Genomic DNA, 21094 nt, shown 5'->3' with positions numbered 1-21094 from the left:
TGCCGCTTGCCCACGTCTTCTAGCATGTCAAAAGCAATACCCGCGACCGCGCGCTAAGTCAAGATAAAACCAAACAAAACCAACGGCTTAGCCGCGCGCTGCGTTAACCGAACCTTAACAGGTTCAGTTCCCTTGCACCCCTGTCACCGCATTTTGCCCCTGCTGCGCTTCAATCGCGCGCCACTTAACCACATTAGCGTTATGGTCCTCCAACGTCACCGCAAAGGCATGGCCCCCCGTGCCATCCGCCACAAAGAAAATGAATGGCGTGTCATCCGGGTTCAACGCGGCCTCAATGCTCAACCGCCCCGGATTGGCAATCGGCGTGGGCGGCAGCGCCGGAATGACATAGGTGTTATACGGCGTTTCGCGCCGCAGCTCCGATTGCCGCAACCCCCGCCCCAACACGCCCTCGCCGTTCGTCACGCCGTAAATCACCGTGGGGTCGGTCTGCAACCGCATCCCCTTGCGCAAACGGTTCACAAACACGCTCGCCACCTGCCGCCGCTCCTCGGCGATACCGGTTTCCTTCTCCACGATCGACGCCATAATCAGCGCCTCCTCGGGGCTGGCATAAGGCAAATCGGGCGCACGCTCGGCCCATTCTTCCGCCAACACCCGCACTTGCCGCTCTTCCATCGCGCCAATCAACGCCGCCCGGTCGCCCCCGCGTGTCACCTCATAACTGTCGGGCGCAAGGCTGCCCTCGGCAGGCACCGCCGCAATCTCGCCGTCCATAAAGTCCGCGCGGCGCAGCACGTCTACCACCTGCCACGATGTCACCCCTTCGGCCAACGTCACGCGGTAGCGTAAATCCGCATCCGCCACCGCATCCAGATAAGTTTGCGGGGCCACGTCAACGGCGGGGTCAAACTTGACCACCTCCAAATACCGCCCCGTCGCTGCATCCAATTCGCGCAAAATCACATCTGCCGAATTCACGCCAATCCGAAAATTCACCTCACGCCCGCAGGTCGATTGCCCGCCTTCCGTGATAATTCCCAGCACATCCACCATCGACGCGCCCGCTGGCACCAAATAGCTGCCAAATTTCAGGCCCGCGCCCGCGCCCGAATAATCCGCACCAATGCGAAACACCCGCGCGTCCGAAATCACGCCACTCGTCTCCAACACCCGGCTCACCGATGACAGCGACGCGCCCCGGTCCACCTTCACACAGGCCGCATCCACCAACGGCCCCGGCCCGGAATATTCCGCCCGCCCCCAGGCCAGCAGCCCCGAAATCACGACCAGCACGACGATGAAAAACGTCAGCGCGTTGGATGCAATCGCCCGCCACATCAGTGCCGCACCTTGCCAATAACAAGGCTCGCATTGGTGCCACCAAACCCAAAGGAATTCGACAGCGCCACATCAATCTTGCGCTTGCGCGCCACATTCGGTGCCAAATCCAGCTTCGGCACCACCGCCAAATTGTCCAAATTGATCGTCGGCGGCGCAATCTGGTCGCGCAGCGCCAAAACACAGAAAATCGCCTCCACAGCGCCCGCCGCCCCCAGCAAATGCCCAATCGCGGATTTGGTCGAACTCATCGTCACCCCCGCCGCCGCATCACCCATAAGGCGCTCCACCGCGCCCAATTCAATGGTATCGGCCATCGTACTGGTGCCATGCGCGTTGATGTAATCCACATCGGCAGGCACCAGCCCAGCGCGTTTCAACGCCATCGCCATGCTGCGATACCCACCATCACCATCCTCGGCTGGCGCGGTGATGTGATACGCATCGCCCGACATGCCATACCCCAACACCTCAGCATAAATCTTGGCCCCACGGGCGCGCGCATGCTCATATTCTTCCAGCACCACAACGCCGGCACCTTCGCCCATCACAAACCCGTCCCGGTCCGCATCATAGGGGCGGCTGGCCTTGGTCGGGTCATCCGCCCGCTTTGTGGATAGCGCCTTACAGGCATTAAACCCCGCAATCCCAATCTCGGAAATTGGGCTTTCCGCCCCGCCCGCAATCATCACATCGGCATCATCAAACGCAATCATCCGCGCGGCATCGCCAATCGCATGCGCGCCCGTCGAACAGGCCGTGACCACCGCATGGTTCGGCCCCTTGAACCCAAACCGGATCGACACTTGCCCTGACACCAAATTGATCAACGCGCTGGGAATGAAAAACGGCGACACCCGCTTGGCCCCACGCTCCTTGATCAACACAGCCGTTTCCGCGATCGACGACAATCCGCCAATGCCGGACCCAATCATCACGCCCGTGCGGTGCTTGTCCTCATCCGAAACAGCCACCCACCCCGAATCGCGCACCGCCTGCACCGCCGCCGCCATGCCATACAGGATAAAGTCATCCACCTTGCGGCGGTCCTTCGGCTCCATCCAATCATCAGGGTTAAACGTGCCGTCAGAACCATCGCCCAAAGGGATTTCACAAGCATATTGCGTCACCACACCGCTGGCATCAAACCGCGTGATCGGCCCCGCCCCCGATTGCCCCGCAATCAGCCGCGCCCAAGTTTCCTCAACCCCGCAGGCCAGCGGTGTCACCATCCCCAAGCCCGTCACAACCACTCGACGCATCGCAAAATCCTTCTCGCTGCCCGGCGCATCCGCCCACAGGCTCCCATTTGAAATCGTGATACACGCCAGCGCGGCCCGGCGCAACAATCGCCCCGCACCAATGCACTAAACAGCAAAAAGGCGCCCCAACCGGGACGCCCTTTCAAATGTCAAACGGTGACCCGTTCAAGCAGCGGAGGTAATAAACTTCACCGCATCGCCAAAGGTCTGGATGGTTTCTGCAGCGTCATCCGGAATCTCAATCCCAAACTCTTCTTCAAACGCCATGACCAACTCAACGGTATCAAGGCTGTCCGCCCCCAGATCGTCGATGAACGAGGCGTTTTCAACAACCTTGTTCTCTTCAACGCCCAGATGCTCGACGACGATCTTCTTCACGCGGTCAGCGATGTCGCTCATGGTAATTCCTCATGCAGTGGCGGGCCTAAAATCCCGATCTTTTGTCTCTTGCTCTGTTGAGCGGCTCACCCCGAAAACACCGGGAAACCGAAGCGTCGCAAAACCCTCCGGCCGTGTCAGCGCCGCCTATAACACAGTCCGTGCCATTGGCAAACGCTATTCATGGCGCAAGGGACAGGGCCAACACCGGCACCCCGCAAAGGCGGCAGCCCAAAACCCGCACCCAACGCGTCACAGCATCGCCATACCGCCATTCACATGCAGCGTGGCCCCGGTCACATATCCACCCTCGGCACTGGCCAAATACAAACAAGCCGCCGCAATATCACGCGGCTCGCCCATCCGCGCCGCCGGGATCTGCGTCAAAATCTTGCCCTTCTGGTCGTCGGTCAACTTCTCGGTCATCGCAGTGGCAATAAACCCCGGTGCCACGCAATTCACCGTAATCCCCCGGCTCGCCACCTCATAGGCAAGGGATTTCGACATCCCCACCATCCCCGCCTTACTCGCCGCATAGTTCGCTTGCCCCGGATTGCCCGTCGCGCCAACAATAGACGAAATATTCACAATCCGCCCCCAGCGCGCTTTCATCATCCCGCGCAAAACCCCCCGGCACAACCGAAAAGTCGAAGTCAAGTTCACATCCAAAACAGACGCCCATTCCTCATCCGACATGCGCATGAACAAATTGTCCCGCGTAATGCCTGCGTTGTTCACCAACACATCCACCGACCCCATCGCGGCAATCGCGGCCTTCGGCAACGCCTCCACCGATGCCGCGTCCGACAAATCGCAAGTCAACACATGCGCGCGCTCCCCCAATTCCGCCGCCAGCGCAACCAGCGGCCCCTCCCGCGTCCCAGACAGCGCCACCACAGCCCCCGCCCCATGCAACACCCGCGCAATCTCGCCGCCAATGCCACCAGACGCACCCGTAACCAACACATTCCGCCCCGTCATATCAAACATAACAACTCCATAACCTATACCGCCCCAACAGCCCCTCCCCCCATTCGCATTGGTAAAAATACCTGCGGGGGGTCCGGGGGGCGGCGAAGCCCCCCGGCGCTTGCAATTCAAACCAGCTTCAACCCCAAAATATCATCCGGCACACCCACATTGCGTTGCACCGTCTCTTTCTCAATCCGCTTAATCATCCCGGACAAGGCTTTGCCCGCGCCAATTTCCCAGAACTCATCAACCCCGGCCTGCGCCATCCATTGCACCGATGCGCGCCAGCGCACTTCACCCGTCACCTGCGCCACCAACAACCCGCGAATGTCCGCGGCATCCACCACCGCCTGCGCCCGCACATTGCTCACCACAGGCACCCGCGGCGCGCGTACCTCCACACCCTCCAACGCCGCAGCCATCACCTGCCCTGCAGGCCCCATCAACGCACAATGAAACGGTGCAGACACTGGCAACATCAACGCCCGCTTGGCCCCGCGCTCTTTGGCCAAAACACAGGCCCGCTCCACCGCTGCCAAATGCCCCGAAATCACCACTTGGGCCGGGTCATTGTCATTGGCCACCTGACACACCTCGCTGCCTGCCGCCTCCGCCGCCAGCGCGACCACAGCATCATACTCCAACCCCAACACGGCAGCCATGGCCCCCACACCCACCGGCACCGCCGCCTGCATCGCTTGGCCCCGCACCCGCAGCAACCGCGCCGTGTCGGCCAAATCAATCGCCCCCACCGCACACAGCGCCGAATATTCGCCCAAACTGTGCCCCGCCACAAAGGCCACATGCTCCAACCCCAAGCCCTCGGCCTCCAGTGCTGCCAGCGCCGCCATAGATGTCGCCATAATCGCGGGCTGGGCGTTTTGCGTCAGCGTCAGCGCCTCAATATCGCCCGCCCAGATCAACCCCGACAAATCCTCGCCCAGCGCCGCGTCCACCGCCTCAAACACCGCGCGGGCGGGCGCATAGGCTTCGGCCAACGCGCGGCCCATGCCAATCGCCTGCGACCCTTGCCCCGGAAATACAAATGCTCTGCTCATATGGCCTCCAAATCTGCTGCCAAACCCATAGCCCAGCCCCCAAGGCACCGCAAACTTTTCCCGCACCCCCACCCCACAATCACCCCGCCATTGCCACATTCCCCGCAAAAAATCGGTAAATTTGACCCGTATTATCGTCGATACAGAACCAATTTTGCCTCAAATCCCGCGCCACCCCACCCGTCACAACCAAAAAGCACACATCACGCCCGTCTACCGCTTCCTCGCGTTTTCCAACTCCGATCTGGGCCGCCAGCCCTTTTCGATCGCGCCAAGCACGTTTACGGTCAGCGGCACGCCCGCCGTGATGAATATCCTCGACGATGACCCGATCTTTGATGACGAAGCTTTGGGCAGCGGCCAAACCGTCGACGCCAGTCATCAAATCCTCGACCAACCATTTGATGGCATCTACGGCGCGGGCTTGGTTGCGCAATCGGTCTACCGCTACACCCTGACCAACAACACCACGGGCCAGGTGGGCACCGCCTATTTGCTGCGCATCTATGCAGGCACAAACCCCTCTGCGCCCGGCGGCCAGAACGGCGAATATTACAATTCCTTCACCATCCCATCCTTCACCATCCCATCCTTCACCACCCCAGTGAATATCGGCGACAACATCACCTTGCCTGCGGGCAATTTCGTCGGCCAAACCACCTATAGAAATCTGGTGATCTGCTATACCCCCGGCACCCAAATCGCCCCCCCTCACGGGGCCCGCGATGTGCAAACCCTGCGCCCGGGTGATCTGATCACCACGCGCGACAATGGCCCCCAACCGCTGGCATGGATTGGCACCCGCAACGTGGCGGCCCGCAACGCCCTTGCCCCGATTGAAATCGCGGCAGGCGTCTTGGACAATACCGCGCCCCTGCGCGTCTCGCCCAACCACCGCATGCTGATCACCGCCGCCTCCAACGACCTTTATTTCGGCACGACCGAGGTGTTTGTCGCCGCCAAACACCTGCTTGGCCAAAACGGCGTGCGCCGCGTGCTAGGCGGGCAGGTCACCTACATTCACTTGCTGTTTGACCGCCACCAAGTCGTCTATGCCAACAACGCCCCATCGGAAAGTTTGTTTCCCGGCGCGGCCGCCCTTGCCGCGATGGACCGCGCCGCAAGGGCCGAGGTGCTGCATCTTTTCCCCGAACTCGCCGCCAAAACCGCGCATAATTTCGCCCAAACCGCCCGCCTTTGCCTTAACCGCGCCGAAACCACCCTATTGCAGCACGCCGCCGCGCTCTAACCCGCGCCCAACCACCGTGCGGCCCTCTCCGGCACCTCACCTCCCGCCCCGCGCGCGCCAAACGCTTTCCCCCTTGCAACAGCGCCCCCCGCAAAGGATGCTGCACCGACCCAAAGCCCCCAAAAGGCAGCCCACACAAAGGCAAAACATGAGCTTTCTGGTCTTTTGCGCTGTCCTCACCGCGGCCCTGCTGCACGCCAGTTGGAACGCGATGGTCAAAGGGGCGCATGACAAACAACTCAATATGATTGCGGTGGTCTTGGGTCATGTGCCCTTGGCCGTGATCACCATTTCGATTTTCCCCGCCCCCGCCCCGGCCAGCTTGCCCTATATCGCCGCCGGAATGACGCTGCATTTCGGCTATCAAATCTTTTTGATCCGCGCTTATAACGCGGGCGATCTGACCCAAGTTTACCCCCTCGCGCGCGGTTCCGCCCCCATGATCGTCGCCGCCGTGTCTGTGGCGTTTTTGGGCGTCACCCTTGCACCAATGGAAATCACCGCCGTGGCCACCATCGGCCTTGGCATCTTGTCCATGGCTTTGGTGCGCAAACAAAACGGCCAGCGCAACCCACAGGCGGCCAAACTGGCGCTGATCACAGGCTGCTTTATCGCGGCCTATTCGCTGGTTGATGGCACAGGCGCGCGCATCGCAGGCTCGCCCATCGCGTTTTACGGCTGGCTTGCAATGGGCAATGCGGTGCTGATGGCCTTGTTCGTGGCCGCCACCGCCCCGCATCAGTTCCGCGCCCTCGCCACCCGTGGCAAACGCGTGTTCTTGATCGGCGGTGCCGCCAGCTATGCCGCCTACGGTCTCGTGATCTGGGCCTTCACCCAAAGCCCCATCGCGCTGGTCACCGCCTTGCGCGAAACCTCGATCATCTTTGCCCTCTTGATCGGCGTGGTGTTCCTCAAGGAAAAACTCGACGCTGCCAAAATTGCATCGACCGCCATCACCCTCATCGGCGTGGCTCTGCTGCGCTTGGCAAAATAACACCCCATTGCCCCCCGCCCGCGCCCTTCCTATGTAGGAAGTTGAAGCGGAGACAGCACATGCAGCACTATTCCCTCCTCGACCTTGCCCCCGTGGCCCAAGGCGATACCATCACCCAAGCCCTCGCCAATGCGCGCAGCTTGGCGCAACACGCCGAAAAAATGGGATTTCACCGCTACTGGCTGGCCGAACATCACAACATGCCCGGCATCGCCAGCGCCGCCACCGCCGTGCTGATCGGCCATGTCGCAGGTGCCACCTCCACCATGCGCATCGGGTCGGGCGGCATCATGCTGTCAAACCACGCCCCTTTGATGATCGCCGAACAATTCGGCACGCTGCAAGCCCTGTACGGCGACCGCATCGACCTCGGCCTTGGCCGTGCGCCGGGCACCGATGGGCACACAGCACAGGCCCTGCGCCGCCACATGGACAGCGCCGACACCTTTCCCAATGATGTGGCCGAACTTCTTGGCTATCTCGGGGACACCCCGCCCCCCACGGGCGTCAACGCCTTTCCGGGCGCCGGCAGCAATGTGCCGGTGTGGATCCTCGGCTCCAGCCTTTTTGGCGCACAGTTTGCGGCCTATATGGGCCTGCCCTATGCTTTTGCCTCCCATTTCGCCCCGCAACTGCTGGCTCAGGCACTGCACACCTACCGCACCACCTTTCGCCCCTCGCGCTATCTGGCAAAACCCTACGCCATCATCGCAGCCTCCGTGATTGCGGCAGATACCGATGATGAGGCGGATTACCTGCGCTCCTCGCAACTCCAATCCTTTGCCAATGTCGTTACCGGCAAACGCGGCCAAATCCCGGCCCCCGTGGCCGATATCGCGGCCCATGTGCCGCCCCAAGTTCTCGCACAGGTCCGCCACATGCTGTCTGTCTCCGCCCACGGCGGCCCGGACAAACTGCACCGCGACCTCGCGCGCATCCTCACCACCTACCAACCGGATGAACTGATGGTGACCAGCATCTTTCACAACCACGCAAAACGCCTGCACTCCCTCACCCTCACCGCAAATGCGCTGCAAGATCTGGCGATCCACGCCCCCGCCTAACCCCAATCCCCCTTGCGCCACCGCCCCCCCCCCGCTATACGCGCCCAATCTTGCCGCATCATATCTTTGATCCGGTGCAGCCTCTCGTGGTCGGGACGCGGCAAGATGTTGACCCTGACCTATGAAATGCACCATGTAAAATGAACGGAGACAGCATGCCGCTATACGAGCATGTCATCATCGCGCGTCAGGATCTTTCCAGCACGCAAGCCGAAGGGCTCATTGAACACTTCTCCACAGTTCTCGCCGACAATGGCGGAAAAGTGGTGGAGCATGAGTACTGGGGCGTCAAAACGATGGCCTATAAGATCAACAAAAACCGCAAAGGCCACTACGCCTTCCTGCGCTCGGACGCACCCGCGCCCGCAGTCCAGGAAATGGAACGCCTAATGCGCTTGCACGATGACGTAATGCGCATCCTGACCATCAAGGTCGACGCGCATGAGGAAGGCCCCTCCGTCCAAATGCAAAAACGCGACGACCGTGAACGTGGCGACCGCCCCGATCGTGGTGACCGTCCAGACCGTGGCGACCGCCCGGATCGTGGCGACCGCCCCGACCGTGGTGACCGTGGCGACCGGCCGCGTCGTTGATCTAAGGCATAGGAAAGGACCATCCAAATGGCGAACAAACCCTTTTTCCGCCGCCGCAAGGTCTGCCCCTTCTCGGGCGACAGTGCACCGGCGATCGACTACAAAGACACACGTCTTTTGCAGCGCTATATTTCCGAGCGTGGCAAAATCGTGCCGTCCCGCATTACCGCCGTCTCGGCGAAAAAGCAGCGTGAACTGGCCCGTGCGATCAAACGCGCCCGCTTCCTCGCCCTGCTGCCCTATGCTGTGAAATAAGGAGCATTGATATGAAAGTGATCCTTCTTCAACGCGTGGCCAAATTGGGCCAAATGGGCGAAGTTGTGACCGTCAAAGACGGTTTCGGCCGCAACTTCCTGCTGCCCCAAGGCAAAGCCTTGCGCGCCAACGATGCCAACATGAAGTCGTTCGAGGCCCGCAAAGTCCAGCTGCAAGCACAAAACCTTGAGACAAAGGCAGAGGCCGATAAAATCGCCGAAACCCTCAACGGTCAAACCTTCGTCATCATTCGCTCTGCGTCTGATGCGGGCGCGCTGTACGGCTCCGTCACCACCCGTGACGCCGCCGATGTCGCAACCGAGGCAGGCTTTACCGTGGACCGTGGTCAGGTTGTGCTGGAAAAGCCAATCAAAGAACTGGGCCTGCACAGCGTATCCGTTGTGCTGCACCCCGAAGTTACGGCGAAATTCGCCGTCAACATCGCACGTTCCGCCGAAGAGGCTGAATTGCAGGCCGCTGGCAAATCCATTCAGGAATTGGCAGCCGAAGCAGAAGCCGCAGCAGAGTTCGAAATCGCCGAATTGTTCGATGAACTGGGCGCTGCCAACGTCGACGGTGAGGATATGGGCCGCGATTAATCGCCCCCATACCGATAAAAATTAAAGAACCGCGCAAGGGCAACCCTGCGCGGTTTTTTCATACCCTCGGCCCGGCGGCCACAAAAAGGGGCGGTGGGTTCCACCGAGTTATGCCCTAAAGTTGGTGATGGTCTGAAGTAGGCGGCATATCATGGCGGTGTTGAACGACGCCGTCAGTCTCAAAGAGAAAGGATATGCCACCATGGCTAAATCTACTGTTGTACCATTCGAACTGCCATCGGAGTTTTCACCGGACCCTTTGACCGAGGTTATCCAGAATGGCGCGAAGGCGCTTTTACGTACGGCGATCCAAGCTGAGGTGTCGTCGTTCATTGCAGAGCACGCACATCTTTTGGACGAGGAAGGCCGCCAGCGGCTTGTGCGCCGCGGGTTCTTGCCCGAGCGCGAGGTTATGACCGGGATCGGGACGGTGCCCGTGCAGGTACCGCGCGTTCGCGACCGAGGTGCCAATGAGGATGGCAGCAAGATCAAGTACCGCTCGGCGTTGGTTCCGCCCTATCTGCGCAAAGCGAAGTCGGTCGAAGAACTGCTGCCTTGGCTTTACCTGAAGGGCATCTCCACAGGGGATTTCAGCGAAGCGCTGGCCGCCCTGTTGGGCCCTGATGCTGAGGGGCTGTCGTCATCGACCATCACGCGTCTGAAGGCGGCATGGTGGGAGGAATACGAGGCCTGGCGCAAGCGTGACCTTACGGGCAAGCGCTACGTCTACATCTGGGCGGATGGGATCTACTTCACCCCGCGACTGGACGGGGATCGCCAATGTATGTTGGTTATTATCGGTGCGGATGAGTATGGCGAGAAGGGTGTTCTGGCGATCATGGACGGGTTCCGGGAGAACGCGGACAGCTGGCGCGACCTGCTGAACGGGCTGAAGAAGCGCGGTCTGGCGGTGCCGCCTGAGTTGGCCATTGGCGACGGGGCGCTCGGGTTCTGGACGGCGCTGCGCGACGTGTTCCCCACGACACGCGAACAACGATGCTGGGTTCACAAGACCGCCAATGTCACCGGAGCAATGCCAAAAGCACTGCATGAAAAAGCGAAGTCTGATCTACAAGATATCTGCCCTCTCGGGCATGCAAGCATGCCCTGCCGGGTAACAGATGGCTGAAACCAAAAAGGAGGCGAACGCAGCCTTTGATCTCTTCGTGGAAACTTATGGCGTGAAGTACGAGAAGGCCGTCGCCAAGCTGGTCAAAGACCGCGCCGAACTGCTGGCCTTCTACGACTTCCCGGCCGAGCACTGGAAGCACATCAGGACCACGAACCCAATCGAAAGTGTCTTTGCCACGGTCAGGAACAGGACGCGGAAAACCAAGGGATGCCTGAACCGCAAGACTGCCCTGGCCATGGTCTTCCAGCTGATGATGTCAGCCAAGAAGAAGTGGCGGAAGATATCCGGGCCAAACCGTCTACCCGAGGTCATTCTGGGGGTTGAGTTTAAGGATGGGATCAAACAACTTCAAAACGCCGCCTGATGAGGGCCGTCACCAACTTTTGGGCATATCTCGTTCCACCCACCCTACCCATCAACCACCCGGTCCCCATAGGTCGGGGTTCACCCCGACTCGCCCGGGCAAACCGCCGAGCCCACAGGTTGTGTGCAACCCACCGCCCCTTTCAATAATGATACCGACATTGCGCAATTTCCAAAACTTGCGTCTCACCGCTGCCAACCGCGCGGTATACCAAGCGATGCTCTCGGTCGATCCGCCGCGACCACCACCCCGCAAGGTTGCCCTTCAATGCCTCCGGCTTGCCAATCCCGCTGGATGGATGCCGGCGACACTCCTCAATCAACACATTGATCCGGGATAAAATTTTTCGGTCCGTTTCTTGCCAATATAAATAATCAGCCCAAGCGTGGGTCGCGAATTTCATCCTCAAGGTTCAGTCCTCGTTCTTCGCCATCTCCAGCATCCAGCTCAGCTATTGAGGCATGGAGACGATCAGCATTGCGCGGCGAAGATAGCAAATGCAGCGTGGCCTGAATGGCATTCCATTCTTCAAGTGCCACCATCACAACAGCTTCTCTTCCGGTCCGGGTGATGACAGTTGCTTCGCGGTCTTGAACAACTCGGTCCATCGCACCAGCCAAGCCATTTCTGGCATCTGTATAAGTCAAAATGTTCATGTTTTCTCTGATGCTGATTTCTGACGCTGATTTCTCATGCTGCGAAACTCTATTCGTAGACATTGGTCTATGTACAGAATCCTGATCATGTCAAGTTATTTGCGTTCAGCACACCATCCCCTACCCCCCGCAAATCCCCTCACAACGGTCCAAACCGCTGCGCCACGCGGCCCGCGTGATCGGCCAGCGCCATCTTGCCGCGGCCCCACATGGCCAACATCTGGCCCCAGTCCATCGGTACAAATTCCACCTCGTCGCCCGCCACGCTTTCGGAAAACAGCGCCACATCCGCGCGGTGCGCCGCAATCTTGGCCGGGTCCACAGGCTTGCCATTGGCCCAAGCGGTCGGCTCCGCGTACAGGTACAGCAGCACAGGCCGCAGCCGCAGCTGGTGCGCCTGCGTGCGCAGCCCATACGCGTCCTTGACCAATTCCGCATCGTCCAAACACCCGAATCGCCGCGCGCCATTGGCATGGGTACGGCGCAACCGCGTGTACCCTTCCATCTTTTCGCCCCAGGCTTTGCGGTCAAAATTCTCACCAAACTTGTTGGTTTTCAGCGGGCGGAACGGCTCATATCGTTTGCTTTCCACCCCGATCAAATAGCGATCGGTCACCAAAACCGCGTCCATAAACGGGTGCTTGCCGCCGTCCCAAGGGAACCGCATTTCCGCCTCCACCCGCACCTCGCGCACTTGGCCCATCCCGCCGGGCAGCATGGGAAACAAATCGGGGCGGTTCAAAAACCAGCCAAACGCATTGATCGCCAGCGCGGAAGATGATTCGGGGCTGTCAAACTTACCCGTTTTCACTTCATTGCCGGGGGCCGCAAGCAGGGCCGCCAACAGCGCATCCACCGGCACGTCAGGAAGGAAATCGGGCATGGTTTGGGGCCTTTCGAAACGGGAAAACAGGGGCAAAGGATGGCGGTTTTTCACCCGCACCATAAGTGCGATCAAACTGCGGTTCGCAGGTTAACACAAGGTAAACAGATTTCGGACAGTCACGATATATCAAGGACTTACACAGCGCATCGCGCGCGATGCGCAGCTATGAAAAAGGGCCGCGCTCAGCGGCGCGGCCCCAATCTTGGTTGGCAAAACCAACCAAATGTTACATTTCGTCCAAGGCTTCAATCGCCTTTTGCAGCGCATCCTTGTCGATCTCTTTGTCCGACACTTTCGCGCCAGCTACAATGTGATCCACAACTTTGTCCTCAAAAATCGGCGCGCGCAGCTGCTGCTGCATCTGGGCGTTTTTCTGGACAAATTCAAAGAACTGACGTTCCTGCCCCGGATATTGACGGGCCTGCGTCATCACAGCTTGGGTCATTTCCTGATCGGTCACGGTGATCTCTGCTTTGCGGCCCACTTCAGCCAGCAACAGGCCCAAACGCACGCGACGCTCCGCCAGTTTTTTATGCTCATCCGTGGCTTCAACCGCGTCGTGGTTGTGATCTTGAACCTCTGGGTTTTCTTCATGCCACAACTGGTGCGCAATCTGGCCTGCTTCGGCTTCGACCAGCGATGGAGGCAGATCAAACTTCACCAGCGTGTCCAACTGATCCAGCAACGACCGCTTCATCACAGCGCGCGCGGCACCCTGATATTCAGCTTCCAAACGCTCGGCAATCTGGCCCTTCAACCCGGCCAAATCCTCGGCGCCGTATTTCTTGGCCATCTCATCGTCAATCTCAGCAGGCTTTGGTTCTTTGACCGCTTTCACGGTACATTCAAACACGGCCGCTTTGCCGGCCAAATGGGCCGCCTGATATTCGGCGGGGAATGACACGTCGACCTTCACCTCATCGCCCGCTTTGGCACCAACCAGCTGCGCCTCAAATCCGGGAATGAAGGAATTGGAGCCGAGAACAAGCGGATAATCCTCGCCCGTGCCGCCTTCAAAATAATCGCCATCAACCGACCCTTTGAAGTCGATCACAACCTGATCGCCGTCCTTGGCCTTGGAACCCTTTTTGCGGTCCTCAAAATTCTGCGCCGATGCTGCCAGATTGGCCAAAGCCTCATCCACAGCGGCGTCTTCGGCCTTCACAACCAAACGCTCCAGCGTGACCTTGCTGGCATCAACTTCCGGAATCTCGGGCAGCGCCTCATAGGACATCTCGACCACAACGTCCTGGCCTTCTTTCCACTCTTCGCCGTCTTTCATCTTGACGTCGGGCTGCATCGCAGGGCGGTCGCCGGATGCTTCAAAATGGTCTTTCATCGCGCCATCAATGGCGTCTTGCATCGCATCGCCCATGATCCGCGGGCCAAACTGCTTGCGCATCATCGCCATCGGCACTTTGCCTTTGCGAAAGCCCTTCATTTCAACTTCGGGCTGCGCTTCGACCAGCTTTTCTTGCACTTTTACGTCAAGCTCTGCCGCGCTCACCGTGATGGTGTAACCGCGCTTAAGGCCTTCGTTCAGGGTCTGGGTGACCTGCATATAATTCCATCCTTCTTACATATCTGGTGCGGGTAGAGGGACTTGAACCCCCACGCCTTGCGGCGCCAGAACCTAAATCTGGTGCGTCTGCCAATTTCGCCATACCCGCTAAATCACCGTAGCTTTGGAACGACCGCCCCGCGACTGCAATGAATTTCCGCGCCCTTCTAACAAAGCTGCGCCTTGGATGCGAGAGGAAAAACTTGCCTTAAAATGGATAGATTCAAATCCCGCGCTTGACCTTTCAATGACTCATTCCCGCCACATTTGGAGGCGAGAGAAGATGCAGGGAAAAAAGGAATGCACCACATGACACATCACAGCACCATCATCGCCGCCGCCACCGCACTCAGCACCGACCTGACCGAAGGCTTGGTCGCAGGCACCACTGTTTTGACACTGACCGGCGAAAAACCGGTTGAGATGTTGACCGTCGGCGACCGCGTCATCACCCGGTCCGGCGCGCGGCATATCGTGGCGATGCGCAGCACCGTGATGCCTGTCGCGAAATTGATCTGTATCTCCGCCTCCGCCTTGGGCGTCGAACAACCCGCCGACGACATGCGCGTAATGCCCGAACAAGGCATCCACATCCGCGACTGGCGCGCCAAGGCCCTGAAAGGCGTCGCACAAACCGTGATCGCCGCCAAGGATTTGCTGGATGGTGAATATATCCGCTGCGAAACCGTTGTAGGGGCCACCTTGCATGCCCTGCATTTCGCGCAGCCAGAAGTGATTTATGCCAATGGGGTTGAAGTCACCTGCGCCCCCGTCACGGTCACCGCCTAACCTAATTCCCCTTTTTTCCTTGATCTTCCTGCTCGACCCACCTTTGAAAAAGGGCGGGTTTTGCTTTGTAATCACAGACCCAAAGCGCGAAACACCTTTGGCAATTCCTCGGGTACATCTTCGGCAATCAACCCCGGCCCGAAAGATCGCGCACATTCCACATGCAGCCAAGCGGCGGTTTCTGCCGCGTCCATCGGCGCAAACCCACGCGCCAACAACCCCGTGATAAACCCCGCCAACACATCGCCCGACCCTGCGGTTGCAAGCCAAGGCGCGGCCCGATCATACAAGGCCGCGTTAATTGAACAGCGCCCATCAGGGGCCGCAATTACCGTATCCGGCCCTTTGAACAACACCACGCAGCCCGCACGTTTGGCCGCATCGCGCGTTGCATCCACCTTGGAATAGGTCGGGCCTTTGGTCGCAGGCTCCGCCACCTTTGCTGCCAAATCCGGAAACAACCGCGCAAATTCCCCCGCATGGGGCGTCAGCACGCAATCCCCATGCAGCAGGTCAAACAGCGCCGCATCCCGCGCGATTAAAGTCAAAGCATCCGCATCCAAAACCGTTGCGCGCGGTTCCCGCCGACGCGCCAGAGCTGTCGCCACTAACGCCGCCTCGCGCGCGCCCAACCCCAACCCCGGCCCCAAACACAGCGCATTGATTCGCGCGTCCGCCAAAACCGCGTCCAGCGCCGCCGCATCGCGAACAGCCCGTACTATCACCGCTGTCAGCTGCGCCGCCTGCACCATCAGCGCGGCAGGTGGGCACCCAACCGTCACCACCCCCGCCCCAATCCGCAGTGCGCCCCTAGCTGCCAACCGCGCCGCCCCGGCAGACGCGATACCGCCAGACAGGATAAGCGCGTGCCCGTTATCAAACTTGTTCCAAGATATCGCCTTCCCCAACCGGTTCCGCAATATAGGGGTGGCTTTGCCAAAAAGCCTTTGATCGACCAACTTAACCCTTCGGTCTTGCGGCGGTTCGTTGTGAAAACCCCTTTCCAAAAACGGCTCTCCAGGCAATCCAAGAGGTTTGACCACAAGTTTTCCAAGCGAAAACGGATCCCCCAAAAAATGCCCGATCTTGGCCGTCAAAAAAGTCACCGAAAGGTCCGCCCGGATCACAGACGTAAAATCGGCCGCCCAGCATTTGCCCGTGTCCGCATCAATACCGCTTGGCAGGTCAACGGCCACACAGCGCCTATACCTGGGATGATAAGGCGCAGTTACAAGGCCAGCAATAATTCTGAAAATACCCTGTAGGTCATCTGGCAAAGCACGGGTAAGCCCCGTGCCGAAAAGGGCGTCGATCAAAAGGGTTGGTGTCCCAACCCACTCGCAACTTTTGTGATCAAGGGGGGTCACCACCCCCAACTCGCACCACCTCTCATAATTCAGCCGCGCGCCCTGCGGCAGCCGCGCGGGATCGCCATATAAATACACCTCCACCGCCCAGCCGACATCATGCAACAAGCGCGCAACGACAAACCCATCCCCGCCATTATTCCCCGGCCCGCACAAAACCACCGCCCGCCACGCGCTGCTTTCATCTTGGTCCAAATACCTCGGGGGGAGGCCGTGTTTTGCATCGTAAAAATCGGTCTGGGGGGCAGCGCCCCCTTCCGTCGCGACCGCAAAATCTGGCCATTCTTCAAAAATTGCCGCCACCACGCCCTGCCATGCGCGTTCCATCAATTCCAGCCCGGTCACTGCGCCGGAGGCAATCGCAGCCGCCTCAAGGGCGCGCATTTGGGCGGCGGTCAGCAATTCGGTCATATCTTACCCTTTTTGTTTTCATTTCGCACAAATTCAGCGCCAACTGCCTATTTTTTAATCAACCGCACAATTTACACCCGCCAGACGCACGCCCAGCCCTTGCCTGCAATTGTCCCTGCGCGCCGGAAATGGTCAACCATGCCTATCGAAATTGCACGAGGGGCGTTCGGCCATGAAAAAGATCGAAGCGATCATCAAGCCATTCAAGCTCGACGAAGTCAAAGAGGCCTTGCAAGAGGCTGGTATTCAAGGGCTTTCCGTGACCGAGGTTAAAGGGTTTGGCCGCCAAAAAGGCCATACCGAATTGTACCGTGGCGCCGAATATGTCGTAGATTTTTTGCCCAAGGTGAAAATTGAAATCGTGCTGTCCGACGATATGGTCGACGCCGCGATTGAAGCGATTATCATCGCCGCGCGCACCGACAAAATCGGCGATGGCAAGATTTTTGTCAGCCCGGTGGAACAAGCCATTCGCATCCGCACCGGCGAGTCCGGCGATGATGCGCTGTAAAATCACACGAAACGCTTTAGAAGAAGGAATGACCCTATGAAAACGGTCGCAGACGTCCTGAAGTTGATCAAAGACGAAGAGGTCGCTTATGTCGACGTTCGTTTTACCGATCCGAAGGGTAAGTTGCAGCATGTAACGCTTGATGTTGATCTGGTGGATGAGGACTTTTTTGAAGAAGGCTTCATGTTCGACGGCTCCTCCATCGCGGGTTGGAAGTCGATTGATCAGTCCGACATGATGCTGATCCTTGATCCATCATCGGCCTATCTGGACCCATTCTATGCAGAAAAAACGCTTTGCGTGCATTGCAACGTGGTCGAACCCGACACGCGTGAGGCGTATTCGCGCGATCCACGCGGCACCGCGGCCAAGGCCGAGGCCTATCTGAAATCCACCGGGATTGGCGACACGTCCTATTTCGGGCCAGAAGCTGAATTTTTCCTGTTTGACGATGTGCGCTACAGCGTCACGCCGCAAAAGGTGTCGTTCCAAGTTGATGCCGAAGCGGCCGCATGGAACACCGACGCGGAAATCGAAGGCGGCAACCTTGGCCACCGCGCGACGTTCAAAGGCGGCTATTTCCCCGTGAACCCGATTGACGAGGCGCAAGATATTCGCGGCGAAATGCTGTCGACGATGAAGCGTATGGGCATCAAGGTGGACAAGCACCACCACGAAGTGGCGACCTGCCAGCACGAACTTGGCATGATCTTTGGCGGCTTGGTCGAACAGGCCGACAACATCCAAAAATACAAATATGTGATCCACAATGTGGCCCACGCTTACGGCAAAACCGTTACCTTTATGCCCAAGCCCATGAAGGGCGACAACGGGTCCGGGATGCACGTGAACATGTCGATTTGGAAAGACGGCAAGCCGTTGTTTGCCGGCGATAAATACGCTGATCTGTCCCAGGAAGCGCTGTATTTCATCGGCGGCATCCTGAAGCATGCGAAATCGTTGAACGCGCTGACCAACCCATCGACCAACAGCTACAAGCGCTTGATCCCTGGGTTCGAGGCACCAGTTCTGCGCGCGTTTTCGGCCCGCAACCGGTCTGGCTGCGTTCGTATTCCGTGGACAGAATCGCCAAAGGCAAAGCGGGTTGAGGCGCGTTTCCCCGATCCGGCAGCGAACCCCTACCTCGCATTCTCGGCTTTGCTGATGGCTGGCCTTGACGGCATCAAGAACAAAATCGATCCCGGCCCCGCTTCGGACAAAGATCTGTATGATCTGCCACCCGAAGAGCTGGCCGCAATCCCCACCGTTTGCGGCTCCTTGCGCGAAGCGCTGGACAGCTTGGCGGCAGACCATGATTACCTGCTGGCCGGTGACGTGTTCACACGCGACCAGTTGGAAGGCTACATGGCCCTGAAATGGGAAGAGGTTTATGCCTATGAGCATACGCCACATCCTATTGAATACGCGATGTATTATTCCTGCTGATGCTGGGATGAAAACACAAAAGGCCGTCCCTTGGGGCGGCCTTTTTTATTGCGCCACCCCGTGTGCTACAAACAAGGCCGCGCGCGCACCCACGCCCAAATCGGCCAACCGCATCAGGTAGGTGTGGATGGTAAACACTATCGCCCCGGTTTGCGGCAGCCGCAGCAGGCATTGCCGTTCGGCGCGCAAATACAAAGGCACCGCATCCAGCCGTGGGGCCGCCTCTGGCCGTGGATGGAACAAATCGGCGCTGGCATAAAGGTTGTGGTTCATCCGCCACAACGGTTGGCCCACCCGCACCCCGTCCAACAACCGCTGCACCCGCCGCGCCATATCGCCGTCATAGGCGCGCACGGGCGTATGAATCGCCGTCATCGGGCGGCCCAGCTTTTCCGCCAACGTCCATGAGGCGGGAAAGCACAAAATCGCACCACTTAAGGTATGTTCGCCCATCCCACCGGGGGTCAGCAGGCACACATCCTCTTGCACCAAGCGGCCCAAGGTCTGCGGGGGTGCATCGGGCCGCAAAGGCACGCCAACGCCGTCTGGCCGCGTCACGGATGCGTCCGTCACAGCATATCCCGGCGTGCCCCGCAACCGCGCCAGCATCAGCGCGTAAACCTCCTCCGCCGCCGCCTGCCCTGCTGGCAGCAGCGCATGCACAGGGGCCGCATCCGCGATCAACCGATCACGCGCCGCCATTTGGGCTGCAAAGGTTTCGGTCTGCACGGTCCATGCATCGTCCAGAACCGGGCGCATCCCCGGCAGGCGGGCCAGCGCGGGCTCCATCCACGGCAAGGCGGGCAAGGTGTGATTCAAAATAGCGTTCATGCCCATAATCTGCCGGGACAGCGCCAAATAGGCCAGACCCATTGTTTGCCCGCCACACAAAGCGGTGAGGCGGGGCGACCAAGGGTTACCCCGCAGGCCAAAGGCGTCATAATGGAGTGCGCGCAGCAAAGGGGATTATCATGGCAGAAGCATTTGAATTTACGGGCAAAGACGGCCAAACCCTGCGCGGGCGGTTGGAACGCCCGCAAGGAGACTTGCGCGGTGCTGCGCTGTTTGCGCATTGTTTTACCTGCGGCAAGGATATTTTCGCCGCCCGCCGCATTAGCCGCCGCTTGGCCGCCCAAGGCATTGCGGTGCTGCGGTTTGATTTCACCGGTTTGGGCCATTCCGACGGTGAATTTGCCAATTCCGGCTTTATCGGCAATGTCGATGATTTGGTCGCCGCCAGCGTTGCTATGGCGCAGGCGGGACTGGCACCGGGGCTGTTGGTGGGCCACAGCCTTGGCGGGGCCGCGGTGATTGCGGCGGCGGAGCAAATCCCATCAGCCAAGGCTGTGGCGGTGATCGGCGCGCCCGCAGACCCCGCCCACATAACCCGGCATTTTTCCCATGTCACAGATCAGATTGACCAAAACGGGGCCGCCGAAGTGTCGCTGGCAGGCCGCGAGTTCACCATCAGCGCCAAGTTTCTGCGCGATTTGCAAACCGTCACCCTGACCGACCACCTCCACAATCTCCACCGCGCTTTGCTGATCTTGCACGCGCCCACCGACGCGGTTGTGGGCATTGATAACGCCGCCGCCCTGTTCACCGCCGCGCGCCACCCCAAAAGCTTTATCACTTTGGACGACGCCGATCATCTGCTGACCCGCGCGGCCGACGCCGATTATGCCGCCGACAGCATTGCCACTTGGGCCGAACGCTACCTTGATCCAACCCCTGCGCCGCAAACGGATATCGCTGAGGGCATCACGCGCGTGGTAGAAGCGGATCCGAACGGCTTTTTGCAAGACATCCACATGGGCCACCACCACCTGAAGGCGGATGAGCCGGTGTCGTTTGGCGGCACCGACCTTGGCCCCTCGCCCTATCAATACCTCAGCGCGGGGTTGGGGGCCTGCACCGCCATGACCATCCGCATGTATGCCCGGCGCAAAGGCTGGCCGCTGGCGCATGTGGCCGTTGATGTCTCGCATGATAAACAGCATGCAACCGATTGTGATAATTGTGATAAAGACAATAAAATTGACACTTTCACGCGGGTTATCACCTTGACCGGCGACCTTGACGCCGATCAACGCCAAAAGCTGATTGCGATTGCCGACAAATGCCCAGTTCACCGCACGCTGGAGGCGCAGGCCACGATCCACACCACCGAAAACGGCTAAACCTTGCCCTTGGCGGCGTGGCGGATTATGGACACGCAACCCCACCCCCCACCGAAAGGCCCGCC

The 21094-nt window shown here is 59.4% G+C and carries 21 protein-coding genes, 1 tRNA gene and 1 pseudogene; 11 read left to right on the top strand and 12 right to left on the bottom strand.

Annotated features, from left to right (window positions below):
- Nucleotides 1-123: 123 nt before the first annotated feature.
- From mltG to fabD, 5 genes are all read right to left on the bottom strand, one after another.
- On the bottom strand, nucleotides 124-1302 hold the full coding sequence (gene mltG, locus BMY36_RS04590; RefSeq protein ID WP_050521002.1) for an endolytic transglycosylase MltG: 1179 nt from the start codon (nucleotides 1300-1302) through the stop codon (nucleotides 124-126).
- Nucleotides 1302-2564: a beta-ketoacyl-ACP synthase II gene (fabF, locus tag BMY36_RS04585; protein ID WP_050521037.1), complete on the bottom strand. Its 1263-nt coding sequence runs from the start codon at nucleotides 2562-2564 to the stop codon at nucleotides 1302-1304. Before fabF ends, mltG begins: the two co-directional genes overlap by 1 nt.
- A gap of 165 nt (nucleotides 2565-2729) precedes the next feature.
- Nucleotides 2730-2963, bottom strand: coding sequence for an acyl carrier protein (locus tag BMY36_RS04580; protein WP_050521001.1), 234 nt, complete (start codon nucleotides 2961-2963; stop codon nucleotides 2730-2732).
- A gap of 231 nt (nucleotides 2964-3194) precedes the next feature.
- Nucleotides 3195-3932, bottom strand: a complete 738-nt coding sequence (gene fabG, locus BMY36_RS04575; RefSeq protein ID WP_050521000.1) for a 3-oxoacyl-[acyl-carrier-protein] reductase — start codon at nucleotides 3930-3932, stop codon at nucleotides 3195-3197.
- Between the two features lie 107 nt (nucleotides 3933-4039).
- Entirely contained in the window at nucleotides 4040-4972 is a 933-nt protein-coding gene (gene fabD / locus BMY36_RS04570) for an ACP S-malonyltransferase (RefSeq protein ID WP_050521036.1), read from the bottom strand.
- Nucleotides 4973-5093: 121 nt separating this feature from the next.
- On the opposite strand from fabD, the gene BMY36_RS04565 reads away from it, so the two are divergent.
- From BMY36_RS04565 to BMY36_RS04535, 7 genes and pseudogenes are all read left to right on the top strand, one after another.
- Nucleotides 5094-6221: a Hint domain-containing protein gene (locus BMY36_RS04565; protein WP_050520999.1), complete on the top strand. Its 1128-nt coding sequence runs from the start codon at nucleotides 5094-5096 to the stop codon at nucleotides 6219-6221.
- 148 nt (nucleotides 6222-6369) lie between these two features.
- Entirely contained in the window at nucleotides 6370-7215 is an 846-nt protein-coding gene (locus BMY36_RS04560) for an EamA family transporter (RefSeq protein WP_050520998.1), read from the top strand.
- A gap of 59 nt (nucleotides 7216-7274) precedes the next feature.
- Nucleotides 7275-8279, top strand: a complete 1005-nt coding sequence (locus tag BMY36_RS04555) for an LLM class flavin-dependent oxidoreductase (protein ID WP_050520997.1) — start codon at nucleotides 7275-7277, stop codon at nucleotides 8277-8279.
- Between the two features lie 155 nt (nucleotides 8280-8434).
- Nucleotides 8435-8872, top strand: a complete 438-nt coding sequence (rpsF, locus tag BMY36_RS04550; protein ID WP_050518404.1) for a 30S ribosomal protein S6 — start codon at nucleotides 8435-8437, stop codon at nucleotides 8870-8872.
- A gap of 27 nt (nucleotides 8873-8899) precedes the next feature.
- Complete coding sequence (gene rpsR / locus BMY36_RS04545) at nucleotides 8900-9127, top strand: 30S ribosomal protein S18 (protein WP_050518405.1); 228 nt, start codon at nucleotides 8900-8902, stop codon at nucleotides 9125-9127.
- An 11-nt stretch (nucleotides 9128-9138) separates the two neighbouring features.
- Entirely contained in the window at nucleotides 9139-9726 is a 588-nt protein-coding gene (gene rplI, locus BMY36_RS04540) for a 50S ribosomal protein L9 (RefSeq protein ID WP_050518406.1), read from the top strand.
- 202 nt (nucleotides 9727-9928) lie between these two features.
- Nucleotides 9929-11222, top strand: a pseudogene (locus tag BMY36_RS04535) (IS256 family transposase).
- 142 nt (nucleotides 11223-11364) lie between these two features.
- Here BMY36_RS04535 and BMY36_RS04530 read toward each other — a convergent pair.
- The 5 genes from BMY36_RS04530 to BMY36_RS04510 all read right to left on the bottom strand — a co-directional run bounded on the left by BMY36_RS04530 (nucleotide 11365) and on the right by BMY36_RS04510 (nucleotide 14434).
- On the bottom strand, nucleotides 11365-11625 hold the full coding sequence (locus BMY36_RS04530; RefSeq protein ID WP_336469874.1) for a Txe/YoeB family addiction module toxin: 261 nt from the start codon (nucleotides 11623-11625) through the stop codon (nucleotides 11365-11367).
- Nucleotides 11597-11878 carry a type II toxin-antitoxin system Phd/YefM family antitoxin gene (locus tag BMY36_RS04525; RefSeq protein ID WP_074818445.1) on the bottom strand — a complete coding sequence of 94 codons (282 nt, stop codon included), beginning with the start codon at nucleotides 11876-11878 and terminating at the stop codon, nucleotides 11597-11599. The genes BMY36_RS04530 and BMY36_RS04525 overlap by 29 nt, the downstream gene beginning before the upstream one ends.
- A gap of 139 nt (nucleotides 11879-12017) precedes the next feature.
- Nucleotides 12018-12761: a PGN_0703 family putative restriction endonuclease gene (locus tag BMY36_RS04520; protein WP_074818433.1), complete on the bottom strand. Its 744-nt coding sequence runs from the start codon at nucleotides 12759-12761 to the stop codon at nucleotides 12018-12020.
- Between the two features lie 229 nt (nucleotides 12762-12990).
- Entirely contained in the window at nucleotides 12991-14325 is a 1335-nt protein-coding gene (tig, locus tag BMY36_RS04515) for a trigger factor (RefSeq protein ID WP_050518409.1), read from the bottom strand.
- A 24-nt stretch (nucleotides 14326-14349) separates the two neighbouring features.
- Nucleotides 14350-14434, bottom strand: a tRNA-Leu gene (locus BMY36_RS04510).
- Nucleotides 14435-14634: 200 nt separating this feature from the next.
- Between BMY36_RS04510 and BMY36_RS04505 the strand changes: the two genes are divergently transcribed.
- Nucleotides 14635-15114 carry a Hint domain-containing protein gene (locus BMY36_RS04505; RefSeq protein ID WP_050518410.1) on the top strand — a complete coding sequence of 160 codons (480 nt, stop codon included), beginning with the start codon at nucleotides 14635-14637 and terminating at the stop codon, nucleotides 15112-15114.
- Nucleotides 15115-15185: 71 nt separating this feature from the next.
- Here BMY36_RS04505 and BMY36_RS04500 read toward each other — a convergent pair whose 3' ends face one another.
- Nucleotides 15186-16892 carry a bifunctional ADP-dependent NAD(P)H-hydrate dehydratase/NAD(P)H-hydrate epimerase gene (locus BMY36_RS04500; protein ID WP_050518411.1) on the bottom strand — a complete coding sequence of 569 codons (1707 nt, stop codon included), beginning with the start codon at nucleotides 16890-16892 and terminating at the stop codon, nucleotides 15186-15188.
- A gap of 172 nt (nucleotides 16893-17064) precedes the next feature.
- Here BMY36_RS04500 and BMY36_RS04495 point away from each other — a divergent pair, with 172 nt between their 5' ends.
- Nucleotides 17065-17403, top strand: coding sequence for a P-II family nitrogen regulator (locus tag BMY36_RS04495; protein WP_050518412.1), 339 nt, complete (start codon nucleotides 17065-17067; stop codon nucleotides 17401-17403).
- A 36-nt stretch (nucleotides 17404-17439) separates the two neighbouring features.
- Nucleotides 17440-18849 carry a type I glutamate--ammonia ligase gene (gene glnA / locus BMY36_RS04490; RefSeq protein WP_050518413.1) on the top strand — a complete coding sequence of 470 codons (1410 nt, stop codon included), beginning with the start codon at nucleotides 17440-17442 and terminating at the stop codon, nucleotides 18847-18849.
- A gap of 45 nt (nucleotides 18850-18894) precedes the next feature.
- On the opposite strand, the gene BMY36_RS04485 is transcribed toward glnA, so the two are convergent.
- A complete protein-coding gene (locus BMY36_RS04485) occupies nucleotides 18895-19809 on the bottom strand; it encodes a heme-dependent oxidative N-demethylase family protein (RefSeq protein WP_231579655.1) in 915 nt (304 codons plus the stop codon).
- A gap of 8 nt (nucleotides 19810-19817) precedes the next feature.
- Here BMY36_RS04485 and BMY36_RS04480 point away from each other — a divergent pair, with 8 nt between their 5' ends.
- Nucleotides 19818-21029, top strand: a complete 1212-nt coding sequence (locus BMY36_RS04480) for a bifunctional alpha/beta hydrolase/OsmC family protein (protein WP_414811669.1) — start codon at nucleotides 19818-19820, stop codon at nucleotides 21027-21029.
- Nucleotides 21030-21094: the final 65 nt, after the last annotated feature.

The organism is Pseudorhodobacter antarcticus (assembly GCF_900110135.1).
Taxonomy (GTDB): domain Bacteria; phylum Pseudomonadota; class Alphaproteobacteria; order Rhodobacterales; family Rhodobacteraceae; genus Pseudorhodobacter; species Pseudorhodobacter antarcticus.
Note: the sequence above shows the minus strand (reverse complement) of the source record. Positions and strands in the feature narration are given on the sequence as shown.

Bases quoted from the DNA above. Each gene is read 5' to 3' on its own strand.
- mltG (WP_050521002.1), bottom strand. From the start codon at position 1,302: ATGTGGCGGGCGATTGCATCCAACGCGCTGACGTTTTTCATCGTCGTG.
- fabF (WP_050521037.1), bottom strand. From the start codon at position 2,564: ATGCGTCGAGTGGTTGTGACGGGCTTGGGGATGGTGACACCGCTGGCC.
- BMY36_RS04580 (WP_050521001.1), bottom strand. From the start codon at position 2,963: ATGAGCGACATCGCTGACCGCGTGAAGAAGATCGTCGTCGAGCATCTG.
- fabG (WP_050521000.1), bottom strand. From the start codon at position 3,932: ATGTTTGATATGACGGGGCGGAATGTGTTGGTTACGGGTGCGTCTGGT.
- fabD (WP_050521036.1), bottom strand. From the start codon at position 4,972: ATGAGCAGAGCATTTGTATTTCCGGGGCAAGGGTCGCAGGCGATTGGC.
- BMY36_RS04560 (WP_050520998.1), top strand. From the start codon at position 6,370: ATGAGCTTTCTGGTCTTTTGCGCTGTCCTCACCGCGGCCCTGCTGCAC.
- BMY36_RS04555 (WP_050520997.1), top strand. From the start codon at position 7,275: ATGCAGCACTATTCCCTCCTCGACCTTGCCCCCGTGGCCCAAGGCGAT.
- rpsF (WP_050518404.1), top strand. From the start codon at position 8,435: ATGCCGCTATACGAGCATGTCATCATCGCGCGTCAGGATCTTTCCAGC.
- rpsR (WP_050518405.1), top strand. From the start codon at position 8,900: ATGGCGAACAAACCCTTTTTCCGCCGCCGCAAGGTCTGCCCCTTCTCG.
- rplI (WP_050518406.1), top strand. From the start codon at position 9,139: ATGAAAGTGATCCTTCTTCAACGCGTGGCCAAATTGGGCCAAATGGGC.
- BMY36_RS04530 (WP_336469874.1), bottom strand. From the start codon at position 11,625: ATGAAATTCGCGACCCACGCTTGGGCTGATTATTTATATTGGCAAGAA.
- BMY36_RS04525 (WP_074818445.1), bottom strand. From the start codon at position 11,878: ATGAACATTTTGACTTATACAGATGCCAGAAATGGCTTGGCTGGTGCG.
- BMY36_RS04520 (WP_074818433.1), bottom strand. From the start codon at position 12,761: ATGCCCGATTTCCTTCCTGACGTGCCGGTGGATGCGCTGTTGGCGGCC.
- tig (WP_050518409.1), bottom strand. From the start codon at position 14,325: ATGCAGGTCACCCAGACCCTGAACGAAGGCCTTAAGCGCGGTTACACC.
- BMY36_RS04505 (WP_050518410.1), top strand. From the start codon at position 14,635: ATGACACATCACAGCACCATCATCGCCGCCGCCACCGCACTCAGCACC.
- BMY36_RS04500 (WP_050518411.1), bottom strand. From the start codon at position 16,892: ATGACCGAATTGCTGACCGCCGCCCAAATGCGCGCCCTTGAGGCGGCT.
- BMY36_RS04495 (WP_050518412.1), top strand. From the start codon at position 17,065: ATGAAAAAGATCGAAGCGATCATCAAGCCATTCAAGCTCGACGAAGTC.
- glnA (WP_050518413.1), top strand. From the start codon at position 17,440: ATGAAAACGGTCGCAGACGTCCTGAAGTTGATCAAAGACGAAGAGGTC.